The organism is Deferribacterota bacterium, from assembly GCA_034189185.1.
Taxonomy (GTDB): Bacteria; Chrysiogenota; Deferribacteres; order Deferribacterales; family UBA228; genus UBA228.
The window spans coordinates 1-14918 of record JAXHVM010000034.1 but is presented as its reverse complement, the minus strand read 5'-3'; the positions used below and the strand labels follow the sequence as shown (position 1 = coordinate 14918).

General features: G+C 30.5%; 13 protein-coding genes and 1 tRNA gene. 11 read left to right on the top strand and 3 right to left on the bottom strand.

Annotated elements, in window-relative coordinates; all coding sequences use genetic code 11:
* The coding region (locus tag SVN78_03995; protein ID MDY6820766.1) for a prolipoprotein diacylglyceryl transferase at positions 1–649 on the top strand (649 nt) is incomplete at its 5' end.
* Positions 650–654: 5 nt separating this feature from the next.
* On the opposite strand, the gene SVN78_03990 is transcribed toward SVN78_03995, so the two are convergent.
* Positions 655–1593, bottom strand: a complete 939-nt coding sequence (locus SVN78_03990) for an ABC transporter ATP-binding protein (GenBank protein ID MDY6820765.1) — start codon at positions 1591–1593, stop codon at positions 655–657.
* Between the two features lie 114 nt (positions 1594–1707).
* Here SVN78_03990 and dnaG point away from each other — a divergent pair, with 114 nt between their 5' ends.
* The 10 genes from dnaG to SVN78_03940 all read left to right on the top strand — a co-directional run bounded on the left by dnaG (position 1708) and on the right by SVN78_03940 (position 13662).
* Positions 1708–3420 (top strand): DNA primase, encoded by a 1713-nt coding sequence (gene dnaG, locus SVN78_03985; GenBank protein MDY6820764.1) that lies wholly within the window; start codon positions 1708–1710, stop codon positions 3418–3420.
* Positions 3421–3422: 2 nt separating this feature from the next.
* A complete protein-coding gene (gene rpoD / locus SVN78_03980; GenBank protein MDY6820763.1) occupies positions 3423–5228 on the top strand; it encodes an RNA polymerase sigma factor RpoD in 1806 nt (601 codons plus the stop codon).
* Between the two features lie 44 nt (positions 5229–5272).
* Positions 5273–5346: transfer RNA gene (locus SVN78_03975), tRNA-Ile, on the top strand.
* A 23-nt stretch (positions 5347–5369) separates the two neighbouring features.
* Positions 5370–6473 (top strand): Nif3-like dinuclear metal center hexameric protein, encoded by a 1104-nt coding sequence (locus tag SVN78_03970; protein ID MDY6820762.1) that lies wholly within the window; start codon positions 5370–5372, stop codon positions 6471–6473.
* Between the two features lie 8 nt (positions 6474–6481).
* Positions 6482–7213, top strand: coding sequence for a C4-type zinc ribbon domain-containing protein (locus SVN78_03965; protein ID MDY6820761.1), 732 nt, complete (start codon positions 6482–6484; stop codon positions 7211–7213).
* Positions 7210–7617 (top strand): ribonuclease HI family protein, encoded by a 408-nt coding sequence (locus tag SVN78_03960; GenBank protein ID MDY6820760.1) that lies wholly within the window; start codon positions 7210–7212, stop codon positions 7615–7617. Before SVN78_03965 ends, SVN78_03960 begins: the two co-directional genes overlap by 4 nt.
* A gap of 5 nt (positions 7618–7622) precedes the next feature.
* Entirely contained in the window at positions 7623–10364 is a 2742-nt protein-coding gene (locus tag SVN78_03955) for a hypothetical protein (protein ID MDY6820759.1), read from the top strand.
* 49 nt (positions 10365–10413) lie between these two features.
* Entirely contained in the window at positions 10414–11247 is an 834-nt protein-coding gene (locus SVN78_03950; GenBank protein ID MDY6820758.1) for an SDR family oxidoreductase, read from the top strand.
* Positions 11241–12725, top strand: coding sequence for an aldehyde dehydrogenase family protein (locus tag SVN78_03945; protein MDY6820757.1), 1485 nt, complete (start codon positions 11241–11243; stop codon positions 12723–12725). The genes SVN78_03950 and SVN78_03945 overlap by 7 nt, the downstream gene beginning before the upstream one ends.
* 1 nt (position 12726) lies before the next feature.
* Positions 12727–13662, top strand: a complete 936-nt coding sequence (locus SVN78_03940) for an ABC transporter substrate-binding protein (GenBank protein MDY6820756.1) — start codon at positions 12727–12729, stop codon at positions 13660–13662.
* Here SVN78_03940 and rsmI read toward each other — a convergent pair.
* A complete protein-coding gene (gene rsmI, locus SVN78_03935) occupies positions 13636–14457 on the bottom strand; it encodes a 16S rRNA (cytidine(1402)-2'-O)-methyltransferase (protein MDY6820755.1) in 822 nt (273 codons plus the stop codon). The genes SVN78_03940 and rsmI overlap by 27 nt on opposite strands.
* Positions 14444–14860, bottom strand: coding sequence for a DUF2914 domain-containing protein (locus SVN78_03930; GenBank protein MDY6820754.1), 417 nt, complete (start codon positions 14858–14860; stop codon positions 14444–14446). Before SVN78_03930 ends, rsmI begins: the two co-directional genes overlap by 14 nt.
* Positions 14861–14918: the final 58 nt, after the last annotated feature.

Here is a 14918-nt window from a genome sequence, read left to right as displayed (position 1 = left end):
TTTTTATTGTAAATACAAGAAAATTAGTTTATTTGCCTTTGGAGATATGGTTTTACCCTTTCTCTTGCTTGGTCAGGCCTTGGGAAGGTTTGGAAACTTTACAAATGGAGAAGCCCATGGGGTGCCAACATTTATCCCCCCCTCAATAATTTTTTCATTGAAAAATAGATTTTATGATTTTTGGAATGTTGTGTTAACGACCCTTGATGTAGAGAATACCTATAGGGGTTTTCATAAGTTATATCAAATGATTAAGGATAAAGGTCAGCTTAAAGTTTTCTTTGAAGGCAAGGCATATATTTTAAAGGAATATGTCCCTTGGGGGGTTAAGTTTCCAGAGAAATATATGTCGCCAGCGTATAGGCAATTTGATTCTCTACCTCTTCATCCAACATTTTTTTATGAGATGATATTAAATTTTATATGTGCAGGTATATTGATCTATCTTTGGAGAGATAATAAAAATATTGGAAAAGGCACGATTGTTGGTCTTTATTTAATATTTTATGCTATAATCCGTGGATTTGTGACATTTTTTAGGGCAGATGATTTGATGATAGGCTATTTTAGGGCTCCCCATGTTGCAAGTTTTATAATGTTAATAATTGGTTTTTTAATTTTATTTACTAGAAGAAAGAATTTACAGTAGTTTATTTATAAGGGGTTAAAACATCTTAGGTTATTTTCAAAGGGTGGTTTCTCAAAAAGGCATCTATCAGTTTTTCTAAAACATCTAGAATGAAAGATGCAGCAATTATTTTTTGATAAGTCATTCTTCTCTATTGTTCCAGGGATTGTCTCTAGTATTTCAATGTCATTTTCTAATGTGGGTATACATCTAAAGAGTGAATAAGTGTATGGATGTTTTATATTCTTTAATTTAAAGGGGGGAGTTAAAACTTCCATTAACTCACCAGCATAAACTATGATTATTTTATGGGCAATTTTTGCAAGAAGAGAGATATCGTGAGAGATAAAGAGTATTGAAAGCTCATTTTTAGATTGCAATTTTTTAAGTAATTTTAGTATTTCTGCTTGTATTGAAACATCCAGTGCCGTTGTTGGCTCATCTGCCAATAATATTTTAGGATTTGTTGCAAGAGCTAGAGCAATGTTTATCCTTTGATTCATCCCCCCACTTAAGTTAAAGGGGTAATTCTCCATTCTCTCCACTGGGTTATCAATTTCAACACTTTGTAGGAGCTCTAAAGCCTTTTCTCTAGCATCTTTCTTGTTCATTTTGTGATCTTTTAGAGTAATAGCTTCTATTAGCTGCCTGCCTATTTTAACTGTTGGATTTAGAGAGGTGGTAGGGTTTTGTAATATAATAGATATCTTTCTCCCTCTAATGTTTTTAAAATCTTTGCTACTAACAACAGCACTATTTTCATATAGTATTTTTCCATCTGTTAACATTATTGGTTTATTAATTAAACCAAGTATTGTTTTACAAAGAATAGTTTTACCACTGCCAGACTCACCAGCAATACCTAAGATTTCACCTTTAGTTAGCTTAAACGATAAGTTTTTTAGTATGTAGAATCTTTCTTTTGCGCTTACATATTCAACTGTTAAATTTCTTATTGATAGCATGTGTAATAAATATAGATTATATATTGATAAAATCAATTTTTTAAATTTTTGAGTTTTGCTTGTGGGTTTATTTGTTTCAAATTATAATTAATTATGGGCTAGCTTGATCCATTTATGATTAAAAATCTAGATGAAGTTCTAAATGAAATAAAAGATAGAGCAGATATTGTTGAGGTAATATCTGATTATATTGAATTAAAAAAGGTTGGTAATAATCATAGAGGGCTGTGTCCATTCCATGCTGAGAAAACCCCCTCTTTTTACGTGAGTGATAAAAAAAATCTCTTTCATTGTTTTGGTTGTGGTGTTGGTGGGGATGTTATCACCTTTTTAATGAAATATGAAAATATTGAATTTTTAGAGGCAGTTGATCTTCTGGCTTCTAGGTATGGTATAAACATTGCAGAGAAAGAGCTTAATCCAGGCTATAAACAATTATATGACATCCATTTAGAATTTTCTAAAGAGGCGGAAAATAGACTATATTCTGATGAAGGAAAACAAGCTTTTGAATATTTAAAAAGTAGAGGTATTGGCAAAGATCTAATTGGACAATTTCGTATTGGTTATATACCTAAAAATAATAATTTTTCAAAATTATTAAATTCCTTTGATATAAAAGTGATTAAAGAATCTGGGTTATTCTTTATGAAAAATAGTTCTTATCGTTCGAGATTTGATGGTAGAATTTTGATACCCATTAAAAATAATTCTGGAAAAATAGTTGCTTTTTCAGGGAGGACAATTGATGGGAGTCTTCCAAAATATCTTAATTCCCCTGAAACCACAATTTTTAGAAAAAGAGAGGTTTTATTTAACTTTGACAGCGCAAAAAAGGTTAATAACAATCCCCTTTTTTTGGTAGAAGGTTTTTTTGATGTTATTATTATGCATAAGTATGGGTTTATGCCAGCAGTGTGCACAATGGGCACTGCAATCAGCCCTAATCACATAAAACTTATTAAGAGACATTTTAAAGAGGTTATATTAATTTTCGATGGTGATAATGCTGGTAGAAAGGCTGCTTTTAGATCACTTGAAACTTTTTTAACCTCTAATTTTGCTGTAAATGTTGTTTTTCTGCCAGAGGGAGAGGATCCCGATAGTTATATAAGAAAATTTGGTAGGGAAGCCTTTAAAGAATTAGTTGAAAATAAAAAGGACCTATTCCTTAAATGGGTAGAAACTGAATTTTCCGCTTTAACTAGTATAAATCAAAGGGCGCAGTTTTTAGAAAGAGTGAAATTGTATTTAGATAAAATAAAAAACCCTTACATGAGAAATCTATACATTAAAGAAATATCAAAGATTATTGAGGTTGATGAAGCTGTTTTATATGGAGATTTATATAGTTTGAATTTAAATGATAAGTCTTTGAAAAAGAAAAAAGGAAATCATATAAATCTTATTTGTGAAAGAAATTTTTTAAAGGCCCTCTTTGAATTGCCAGAGGATGTTGTAAGGGACTTGATTTTTGATTTAGATGAGGATTATTTTAATGAAAATGAGATGCGAGAATTGTTTAAAAAAATTGTTGAAAATTTAGAAAAAGGGATTAATATTTGTAATCTTGTGAGGGACAATGTAGTTGGTGAACTAGTTAGTTCTCTGATTATGATGAATTTAGAAGGATGTAATTATAAAGCTTTGGCTACTCAAAATAAAAATAAGATTATCTTTAATTATATAAATAAAAAAAAGAAGAATCTAGCAAAGAAATTGCAACATATTAGAGATAAAGAAGATAGAAATTCTATTTTATCTGAAATAAATAGATTAATAGAGATGCAGAAGGATATATATTGCCATTTAATGGAGGAAGGCTAGACATGATGAAAAAGATTAAGATCCCAGAAGTTAAACAGTTAATTGCCATTGGTAAAGAGAAAGGTTTTATAACCTTTGATGAGATGAATGATATCTTACCTGAGGATGTTTTATCCTCAGATTTAATTGATGATATTATAATGCTCCTTACCCAGTTAAAGATAGATGTTATTGATCCAAAGAATAGCAATAAGGCGTTATCCCAAAGTTTAACAGCAGATGATCATGATGATAAGGATGAAGATAAAGAGGTTGAGCTTTATTTAACATCTATTTCAACAGACGATCCTGTTAGGATGTACCTAAAAGAGATGGGGGATATCCATTTGCTTACGAGAGAGGAAGAGGTTGAGGTTGCAAAGGCTATAGAAGAGGGTCAAAGAAAGGTCATAAGAAGTGTTTTATCCTTTCCAAAAGTTACAAAGCTTTTTCGAAATCTGTATAAACGTATAGAAAATGATGAGGTAAAGCTAAGGGATATAATTGTAATTGATGATGACATATTAGCTGAAGAGGATTTTTTAGATGAAGAGGGTATGCATAATGATGAGGATGCAGTTAGCATAAAAGAGCAAAAATATTTGCTTGCAAAAGAAGAATTACTTAAGGTATTAGATGAAATAATTGTTACCCTTGATAAAAATTTAGATTATGTAGATAAGATAAGAAGTGATGATTTATCTATAGATACAGTTTTAAATTATAAGCAAAAGGCCCAAGATAGCATAGAAAGGTTAACTGATAGTTTAATGAGGATCAAGTTTAATTATAAATATATTTGTGAAATAGCTAATTATATTATTGATGTTTATAAATCAATAGAGGATAGAGAAAGAGATCTAAAAAAAATATATAAGATTATTAAGTTTGATTGTGATGATGTGGCATTGCCTGTATTAGATGAAGAGACTTTCATTAGAAGGATAGATTCAGTAGGTTTAAAGAAAAGAGATAAAGACGTATTATTAGAGAAATATAGAGCTATTTGTAAAGATTTAAAGAATGAATGTAGTGACATTGGTTCTGATAGGACTGAACTTTCACTCCTTTATGAAAACCTAACTAATGGTTTGGAGGAAGCAGACTCAGCTAAGAAGAAATTAATTCAATCAAATTTAAGGCTTGTTGTGAGTATAGCAAAGAAGTACACAGGTAGGGGTTTACAATTTTTAGATCTTATTCAAGAGGGAAATATTGGGTTAATGAAAGCTGTAGAAAAGTTTGAATATAAAAGAGGCTATAAGTTTTCAACTTACGCTACTTGGTGGATTAGGCAGGCAATTACGAGGGCTATAGCAGATCAAGCTAAAACTATACGTATACCCGTTCATATGATAGAGACCATAAATAGGCTTATTAAATGTTCAAAACTGCTTCAAGCAGAATATGGGAGAGAGCCTACTCCTCTTGAGCTAGCAAGGAAACTAAATATGCCTGTTGACAAAGTAAGAAAAGTTTTAAAGGTTGCAAAAGAGCCAGTGTCTTTAGCCTCACCCATAGGTGATGATGAAGATAGCAGTTTAGTTGATTTTATAGAGGATGTTAACGCAGTTAACCCAACTGATGTTGTTTCATACAATAAATTAAAGGAGCATGCTAGGGAGATATTGGATACATTATCCCCAAGAGAAGCAAGTGTTCTTCGTCTTAGGTTTGGTATTGATTGTCCATCAGATAATACATTGGAAGAAGTGGGAAAGATATTTAATGTTACTAGAGAAAGGATAAGACAAATCGAAGCCAAAGCTATTAGAAAGCTTAGACATCCTGTTAGGAGTAGAATATTAAAAACTTTTATAGATTATTGATTGACTATACAAATAAAAAGTTTTATATATTATCTTTAGTTAAAGGGCCAATAGCTCAGCTAGGAAGAGCCACCGGCTCATAACCGGTAGGTCCCAGGTTCAAATCCTGGTTGGCCCATTTTTTTTTATGAGAGCTTAAAATTGACGAGTATTCTTGAGATTATATCTTTTTTGGAAAAACATATATCACCACTAAATAGGCAATTTGAATGGGATAATTCAGGTAAGCAAATATATTTTGGAGATGAAAAGATATGCAAGGTAGCCTTAGCACTGGATCCCACTGCTAAGGCTATTAAAGAAGCAGTTTCAAGGGGGTGTGAGTTATTAATAACTCATCACCCTCTTTTTTTTGGATCATTTAAGTCATTAAATTTTGGACATCCTGGATTTAATAAGGTTGGAATAGCTATTCAAAATAAGCTTGCAATTTTATCATATCATACAAATTTTGACTTAGCTGATTATGGTCTATCAGATTATATATGTGATTCTTTAGGTGCCAAGAGAATAGATACTTTAGATAAAATAGGAAGTAAAAAATTGTACAAATTTGTTGTATATGCCCCAAAAGGTTATGAATCCTCAATGATTGAAGCAATTGATAGAGCAGGTGGTGGATCTATAGGAAATTATAAAAAATGTAGTTTTTCAGTTTATGGAACAGGGACCTTTGAACCACAGGAAGGGACAAAACCCTTTATAGGAGAGAAGGGTAAACTTGAACATGTTAATGAATTTAAGATGGAAACAATTGTTATAGAGGAAAACTTATTAAATTTAATAGAAGAGGTAAGGAAGGCTCACCCTTATGAAGAGATGGCATATGATGTTTACAAGCTTGAAAATGAAATACCTTACGGGATTGGTAGGATATGTGAATATAGTAAAAGTATAGACGTAAAAACATTTTTAGAAAAGTTAAAGGAGATATTTAATATTAATATCTTAAGATATAATGGAAATTTAAAAAAATTAAATAATATCGATAAATTTGCAGTTGTGGCTGGCTCAGGTGCTACTTATTGGAAAAAGTGTAAGGATAAGGGTGTAAAACTTTTAATAACAGGTGACCTAAAACATCATGACGCTTTAGATGCGATGGAGGAAGATATAGCTATTATTGATGTTGGACATTTTGCATCGGAGAGAATCTATCTAAATTATTTGTCAAAGGTTTTAAAAGAAAATTTTGATATAGAAATTATATTATTAGCTGAGGATGATCCAATAAATTATGTGTAGGAGGTATAATGAAGGAACTAATAGAAAGGCTGCTTGAGTTACAAAATATTGATATTAGGATTGCAACGTTAGAAGAGAAAATTAGTAGTGAAGATGAATTGCTTAAAGAAGTACGTGAAAAATATGAAAAATTTACAGAAGAGTATGAAGAATTAAAGAAGGAAATTGATGAATTACAAAAAAATCTATCAGAAACAAAGTCTTTGTATGAAGAGAAAAAAGCTTTATATGACAAAGCCCAGAAAAAATTGTCAACTGTAAAAAATAGCAAAGAGTATGAGGCTGTCTTGAAAGAGCTTGATATATTGAAGAAGGAGCATGAAGAGTTTGAGCTTAAATACTTAGAGTTAGATGAATTATATAAGAAAAAGATAGACAAAAAGAAGGATATGGATAGTAAAAAAGATGAGTTAAAGAGTAATTATCAAAAGAATTTAAATAGAAAGGGCAAAGAAGACGAGAGCTACAAAAATGAGCTTAAAGAACTTAAAGAAACAAGGAAAGATGTAGCAACTAATATTAAGAGAAGTGTGCTTTCAAAATATGAAATGTTGCGCTCAGCAAGGAATAATCTAGCTATAGTTAAGGTTGATGATGAGATTTGTGGGGGTTGTTATATGAAGATACCTCCACAGCTGTATGTTGAAGTAAAAAGAGAAAAAGAATTAAAACAATGTCCAAATTGTAAGCGCTTTCTTTATTATGAAAATAGTAATAGTGTAGAAAAGAACGTTAAATGATCTTACATGTTTATACAGATGGAGCATCTAGAGGAAATCCTGGCCATTCAGGTATAGCCTATATAATCACTAATGTAGAAAATAAGCCTATAGAGAGTTTTTCAAAATATATAGGAATAGTCACAAATAATTATGCAGAATATACTGCCCTTTTATATGCAATAAGAAGGGTAAGGGAAATAACGGGTGAAAAAGTCTTTTTTTATTTAGACAGTGAATTAGTTGTAAAGCAATTAAATGGCGCGTATAAAGTAAAGAGTAAAACCTTGCAGAAGCTATACAATACAATTGTAGAAGAGAGTAAACATTTAGATTGTGTCTTTATTCATATACCTAGGGAATTAAATAAATTAGCAGATAAGCTTGCCAAAGAAGCCTCATTTAATATAATTAACAATAGTTAGTTAATATGAAAAAGTTATTGTTAATTTTAACCTTACTTTTTATAAACTGTAGTATTTTAATTGCCCAAGAAAATTTAGAACCACCTATTAATACAATTAGAGAAGATGATACAGGGGAGGTTAGCAAAGGTAATAAGTTTTTTTTGAATGGTAATTATAGTAAAGCGATCGATTTTTATGAAAAGGCAACAAAAGAAAAGGAAGGTGTTGCATATTACAATTTAGGGGTAACCTATTATCTGCTAGGTCAATATAAAGAATCTAAGAGAGCTTTATTACAATCGATTAAAGCAGGTTATAAAGATAGGGATGTATACATTAACCTAGCATCAACTTATATGATGCTAGGTGATTATGAAAAAGCACAGAGCATATTAGAAGATTACATTCCTGATAATGGTACACCGGCTATATATACTAATTTGGGGAATATATTTCTACATTTAGGTGAAACGGCTAAAGCATATTATTATTTGCAAAAGGCTGTATCGTTAGGCGGTGATTCTTTCTATGCTAATATTTCATTAGCAAATTATTTTTTAAGTATTGGTGACAATGAAAATGCAGAGAAAATTCTAAATAATATAAGCCCTAAAGGTTTTTTGCAAAACTTAAATATGGGAAAGATTTATTTTAACATGGGTAATCATTTGTTATCAAATGAATATTTGGAGAAAGCTTTAGTATACTATGAAACAGCAGAATTGTATAAATTAATGGCAAAAAATTATGCAGTTTTAGGTAATTATTCGTTGCAGAGTGATGTTTTAAAGAAGGTTATGGAATTAGAGCCTAATGATTTAAATAGAATAAATTATGCTGTAAGTTTATATTGCGGTGGCTATACAGATAGGTCCTTTGATTTTTTGAAATCTCAAATCAAATTAGATCAAGATAATACATATTATAAATTTTTGTATAGCTATCTATTATTTATCGGTAATAATATGAACACAGTTAAAGACTATTTAAAAAGTCTATATGATTATTCTCCCGATGTAGAAAATCTATATCTTTATGTTAAATATTTAATAATTTCAAAAAATGATAAATACATCACTCAAGCAATAAATATAATAAAAAATAACAATATTGATAATCCTTATATAAATTTAGTTAAGTCTATTTTGGAGATATTTAATAGAGATTATTATAAAGCTTTAAGGTTTGTAAATAATATTAATGTAGAAACATTAAATAGATTTCAAAAAGAAGAATATTATATAATCAAATGTTTTATCCACACACATTTAGCTAAATTTGATAAGGTTTTACAAATAGTTGATAAAATCCCCTATTATAGAGCAGAATATTTTTGGTATAAGTTTATAGCGTTATGGAATAATGACAATTTACTTAATCTATTGCAAGCCATAAAAGAGGGTCATTATAGTTGTTTAAATAAGAAAAGGAATAAAGATCTGAGCATTAGTTTTAAACCCCTTATAACAGATATGGATTTATCCTACACATTTTATAACAGACCAGTGGATATAATAGAACATATGGTTTTCCCTATACTAATGGACGCTAATGAGGTAGCCAAAATAATGAACTTTGGCAGTCAGTTAATAAATGAGAACCAAGCAGATATTGCTCTTTCAACGCTTATGAATTCCCTTTCCTTCATTAAAGCAATAGACTTAAATAATAGCGCTGTTCAACATTTAATAGAGGGAAACTACTACAGGGCACTAGATATGTTGAAAGAAGCCAATATTAAACTACCAAGTAATCCTATAATACTCTATAATATAGGACTAACCTATAAATATATAGGCAATCAAAACAAGGCTCTTCTTTATTTTTCTCGCTCTGAGTCTTCTAGTAGATATTTTTATCCAGCAAGTATTGTTAAGGCAATAATATATTATAAAACAGGTAAAGCTGGTGAGAGTAGGAAGTTATTCTCTAATATATATAATTCGTTTAATGAAAATAATGCATTAATGGATTTACCAAATTTTATAATATATATGAAGTATTTGGCAGGTATTGTTGTTGATAACCCCTCTAATGTAGAAAATAGATTGATAAGTGATAAACTAAATACTGAGTATGGCAGATTAATCCTAGATATATGTAGATATATAAAAGGAGGTAAAGAAGAAGCTTTACAAAAAATAAAGAATAATAACTCTTATCATAGTGACTATTTATATAATTTTATATCTCTCTATAACGATAATTCTAATTTAATAAAAATAGCAAAGGAGGATAGGGTTTATAGGTTTACCACATATTTCATAGAATTTTACAAAGGCAAGAGATACAAGATAGAATACGATAAAAGTGATAAATATGAGCTAAAGGAGGCGTTTTTCTATCATATTCTAAATGGTAATTATGGTAGAGCTTATAATAATTTGGTAAAAATCTTTGATGAGACGTCTGACTCGTATTATCCTAATGAGTTGGCACTATACTATTATATGGTTGTTGATGATAAGGTAAATGCTGAAGGTGCTTATAATGCACTAGAGAGATCTAGCCTCAGTAATTATTATTCTGATTATTATAAATTAATATATATGCTTTTAAACAGTGAATATAAAAATCTTGAGGATAAACTTAGTGATTTTAAAGAAAAATTTCCATCATCAAATAGACTGCATCTTGTAAATGCAATATACCATTTTGATAAGGGAGATTTAAACCTGCTAGAAGATGATATTAATATGTTGTTAAAAGATAAGAACAATTTAGAATTTAGTTTACCATTAAAGATAAATATCGAAAGTCTGTGAAATAATTAAATTAAAAAAATTAGATTAATCGAAAAAGGAGGTTTAAAATATGCAGACTGGGTTTTTAAAAGGAAAAAATGCGCTTGTAACTGGTGGAGCATCAGGGATGGGGAAAGCTATGGCTTTTAACTTTGCACGTTATGGAGCAAATGTAGCTATATGTTCCCTACTTTCTAAAAATGATTCTATTGATATTAAAGAACTAGCTAATATCCCAGCAGTAGAAGAGATGGATAATACAAAAAAAGAGCTTGAATCTATTGGTGTGAAGGTTATAGCTGGCAATGTAGATGTAACAAATAATGATCAATTAGTTGAATTTTTTAATATTGTAAAGAAAGAATTTGGGAAAATAGATATTTTAGCTAATGCAGCAGGTGTAACTGCTGAGCATGTGCTTGAGGATCATCCAGAGGAGCTATGGCTTAGGGTTATGGATGTTAATATAAATGGAGTGTTTAGATCAACTAAACTAGCAATAAAAGATATGAAGAAAAATGGTTGGGGCAGAATTATAAATATTGCTTCAACGGCAGCCCATGTTGGTGCTGAAACATCGGCAGCATATTGTGCGTCAAAATCTGCAGTAGTTGGTTTTACAAGAGCAGTTGCCTTGGAGGGTGCCCCTTATAAAGTAACATGTAATTCAATTAGCCCTACTTGGGTGGAGTCTAAATTTGGTGTAAAATGGATAGGTGATATTGCTAAAAAACAATTGAATAAAGATCCAGAAGAATATTTGCAGGAACTAAGAGAAGAAAATCCTCAAAAGAGGCTAATACAACCTGAGGAGATTGGTGCTGTGGCCTTATTTTTATGTAGCAATGAAGCAAAGGGTATTAACGGTGAAGATATTAGAGTTACGGGAGGTGCTATATGGTAGATATAAACTTAAAACATACAAATCATTATATAGATGGTAAATGGCAAAATTCAGTTAATAATAATAGTAGAGAGATACTAACTCCCTATGATGGTACTTGTATTACAAAGGTTAGTGAAGGTAGTCTAGAGGACGTGCAAAAGGCTATAAAAGCAGCTAGGAGTGCTTTTGATGGGAAATATTATGAGAAAATGAATAACCTCGCTAGAGCAGATATACTTGAAAGTATAAGTGATAAAATCAAAGAAAATAAAGAAGAGCTAGCGACCCTTGAAAGTTTAAATACAGGTAAAACATTGGAAGAGTCAAAGTGGGATATGGATGATATTGTAGGTGTTTTTAGTTATTATGCATCTCTTATAATGAATAATAAAGATGAGAGCATATCTAACTTAATGCCTAATATAACAAGTTATGTAATAAAAGAGCCAATAGGGGTGTGTGCCTTAATTCTCCCATGGAATTATCCACTTTTGCAAGCCTCATGGAAAATAGCAGCTGCCTTTGCTGCTGGTTGTACTATGATTATTAAGCCCTCTGAACTAACCCCACTAACAACTTTAAAATTAGTCGAGTTCATAGATGAATTTGATATTCCAAAGGGTGTTATTAATCTTGTTTTAGGTGATGGCATTAATGTTGGTGAGGAATTAGCTAAAAACAACTTAGTTGATATGGTTTCCTTTACAGGTGGAATTGATACTGGCAAAAGGATAATGAGAAATGCATCAACTAATGTTAAAAAGGTAGCACTTGAGCTAGGAGGTAAAAACCCTCACATTATATTTAGAGATGCCGATCTTAATACGGCTTTAGATTTTGTATTTAATGGTGTCTTCTTCCATTGTGGACAAATCTGCTCTGCAGGCTCTAGAGTATTGTTACAGGAAGATATATATGATGAATTAAAAGAGAAGATAGTGGAAAAGGCAAAAAACATAAAATTAGGTTTTCCCTTTGATAGCGATACTCAAATGGGATGTCTTATCTCTAAGAAACAGCTAGATAAGGTTGAATATTATGTAGATTCAGCAAGAAAAGAAGGAGCTACTATCTTAACAGGGGGTGAAAGGGCAAGTGATAAAAAATTTTCAAAGGGGTATTTTTATTTACCAACTGTTATCGATAATTGTAACAGTAAGATGGAGATAGTTCAAAATGAGGTATTTGGTCCTGTGATAACATTGGAGTCTTTTAAAACACCTGAGGAAGCAGTAAGTCTTGCTAATGATACAATTTACGGTTTATCCGCTGGTTTTTGGAGTAAAAATGTTGATATAATAGAATATATGAGTAAAAATTTGAGGTTTGGTACTATTTGGGTCAATGATTTTAATGTGTATTATCCCTTTGCACCATGGGGTGGTTGCAAACAATCTGGTATTGGTAGAGAATTAGGTGAAGAGGGTTTGCTTGAATATTATGAGATAAAACATATATACAATAATAGTAAAAATAAACCTGTTAGGTGGTTTTGATATGAAATATTTAATAAGAACATTTTTTTTGTTCCTTATTTTTCTTACCCTTAGTTTCAATGTATTTGCAAAGGATAAAACAATTGATTTTGTTTATGTATCGTGGACTGGTGTTACAGTTAAAACTGAAATTGCTAACTATATATTAAATAAATTAGGTTATAGCACAAGCAAGAAGCTATTATCTGTTCCCTTTTGTTATGTAGCATTAAAATCTAAGAAAGCTGATGTATTTCTGGGCAACTGGATGCCAGTGCAAAAACATATTTATAATGGATATAAAAATGATGTTGTTAAATTAACTACAAATATGGATGGTGCCATCTATACCTTAGCTGTTCCTAAATATGTTTATAGTGCTGGAGTGAAACATTTTAAAGATCTAAATAGGTTTAAAGATAAATTTGAAGGCAAGATTTACGGACTTGAAGAGGGCAATTTTGGCAATGAAGTTGTAAGATATATGATAAAAAATAATTTATTTTCCCTCAAAGATTGGAAATTGGTAGTCTCTAGTGAACCTGCTATGTTAGCTGAGGTTAGAAGAAAGATCTCTAAAAATAAGTGGATAGTATTTTTGGGGTGGCGCCCCCATCAAATGAATGTAATGTTTGATATTGCATATCTAGATGGGAGTACTGATGAAACTTTTGGAGCCAATAATGGCGCCTCTATAGTTAATACATTAGTTAGGAAGGGTTTTACTAAAGATTTTCCAAATGTTACTCTATTTCTAAAGAATTTAGTTTTTCCAATTAATATGATGGAAGAGATTATGTATAAACTGTATAAAAATCCTAATTTAACTCCTCTTAAAGCCTCTTTCGACTATTTATCAAAGCATAGAGAAGTGTTAAAAAAATGGTTGGAGGGTGTAGAGACAGCTGACGGGAAAGGAAATGCCTATAAACTAATTACTAGTGATATCTTTAAGTAAATTATAGGCTCTATTTCTATTATAACCTAATATTTTTAATATTTTAACAATATCTTTGTTTGAAAATTCTTCTTTTAAAAGTTTTTCAATAATTAAATTTATATCTGTTTTTTCATGAGATTCTATTTTGTTATTGTCTATTACTACAATAAATTCACCTTTTTCAGTGATTTCTGCTACGTTATTACTGTTATAAACAAAAACGTGCTCCTCAAATATTTTAGTAAGTTCTCTACAAACAAAGAAAGGGGGGGTAAAAATAGCTAATATATCATTTAGGGTTTCTTTTATCCTGTGGCATGATTCATAGAGAATGATTGTTGTCTTTATTTTTCTTAAATCCAGTAGCTCCTTTTTTCTTTCATTTTTTTTATTGCTTAAAAAACCATTAAAATAAAATGTTTTAGTGTTAAAACCTGAATATATTAGAGCTAATACAAAAGCTGTAGCACCAGGTAATACTTCAAAGGGGATATTCTCTGTTATAAGTTTTTTGGCTAATATATTACCAGGATCTGAAATACAGGGTGTGCCAGCATCTGTTGTAAGAGCAATTTTTTTACCACCTTTCAATAGGTCAATTATTTTAATTGCTGTGTTTAATTCATTGTCCTTATTATAAGTATAGATAGGTTTTTTTATATTATAATGTGACAATAGTTTTCTGGTGACCCTTGTGTCTTCTGAATATATAAGATCCACCTCTTTTAGTATATCAAGGGCTCTAAGGGTTATATCTTTTAGGTTGCCTATTGGAGTTGGAATATAATAAAAGAGAGCATTATTTCTTTTCATCAACTATTCTAAAGGTAATAGAGTCTATTAATTCCCCATTGTTATCAAAAATCTCTACCCTCCACTTACCTGTCCACTTAGGATATATATTTTTAGTACTATAAGTCTTCCAGGTCTTCCCATTAACTGAAAGGGGAACTTCAGCCATTATATTGTTATTATAAATCCATAAATGGGTAATACTAGTTGGGTACTCATCTGTTTTAACTTCTGTAAAACAGACAAGCCCCCCTACATCTTTACTGAAAACCCTTCCAACATTTATAGGTTTTAGATCTTTTATATCTTTTGCGATTTTTATATCGATTATCTCTGTAGCTGCAAATAGCTGTATTAAAGGGATAAATATAAATATAAGTATAAATATTATTTTATTTTTTAACTGTAATCTCTGAGAAATCATCAATATAATTCTCCGCTAATTTAGCTGAAACAGCACCATCAGCAGTAGCAGTTACTAT

Excerpts from the sequence above, each read along its gene's own strand:
- rsmI (MDY6820755.1), bottom strand. The coding sequence starts at position 14,457 with ATGAAAAGAAATAATGCTCTCTTTTATTATATTCCAACTCCAATAGGC.
- SVN78_03960 (MDY6820760.1), top strand. The coding sequence starts at position 7,210 with ATGATCTTACATGTTTATACAGATGGAGCATCTAGAGGAAATCCTGGC.
- SVN78_03930 (MDY6820754.1), bottom strand. The coding sequence starts at position 14,860 with ATGATTTCTCAGAGATTACAGTTAAAAAATAAAATAATATTTATACTT.
- SVN78_03965 (MDY6820761.1), top strand. The coding sequence starts at position 6,482 with ATGAAGGAACTAATAGAAAGGCTGCTTGAGTTACAAAATATTGATATT.
- dnaG (MDY6820764.1), top strand. The coding sequence starts at position 1,708 with ATGATTAAAAATCTAGATGAAGTTCTAAATGAAATAAAAGATAGAGCA.
- SVN78_03955 (MDY6820759.1), top strand. The coding sequence starts at position 7,623 with ATGAAAAAGTTATTGTTAATTTTAACCTTACTTTTTATAAACTGTAGT.
- SVN78_03990 (MDY6820765.1), bottom strand. The coding sequence starts at position 1,593 with ATGCTATCAATAAGAAATTTAACAGTTGAATATGTAAGCGCAAAAGAA.
- rpoD (MDY6820763.1), top strand. The coding sequence starts at position 3,423 with ATGATGAAAAAGATTAAGATCCCAGAAGTTAAACAGTTAATTGCCATT.
- SVN78_03945 (MDY6820757.1), top strand. The coding sequence starts at position 11,241 with ATGGTAGATATAAACTTAAAACATACAAATCATTATATAGATGGTAAA.
- SVN78_03950 (MDY6820758.1), top strand. The coding sequence starts at position 10,414 with ATGCAGACTGGGTTTTTAAAAGGAAAAAATGCGCTTGTAACTGGTGGA.
- SVN78_03940 (MDY6820756.1), top strand. The coding sequence starts at position 12,727 with ATGAAATATTTAATAAGAACATTTTTTTTGTTCCTTATTTTTCTTACC.